Annotated in this window: 1 pseudogene; it reads right to left on the minus strand. The window is 55.4% G+C overall.

From position 1 onward, the window contains the following. A pseudogene (locus tag EXE45_RS21110) lies at positions 1-260 on the minus strand (DUF58 domain-containing protein); the annotation flags it as partial.

Here is a 260-nt window from a genome sequence, read left to right on the forward strand (position 1 = left end):
GGCGGCTCGAACAGACAGTGCGGTGTAATAAATACCAAAATCCGACTGTCACCGTGGATGGCTGTTTTGACTGCCTCTTGGAGTTTTACCGGATCCTTATCGCTGGTGACGATCACAATGAGTCCTTCACCCCCACCGTTTGCGTGTACTTGACGAACGGTACTCACAAGCGGGTCAGCCCTGAAGCGCTGGACGTACTGTGTTTGATCCCCGACGTATGCGCCGAGGACGGTCCCAAAGCGGCTCGTATCGCCGTCAAG

The organism is Halorubrum sp. SP9, from assembly GCF_005435015.1.
GTDB lineage: Archaea > Halobacteriota > Halobacteria > Halobacteriales > Haloferacaceae > Halorubrum > Halorubrum sodomense.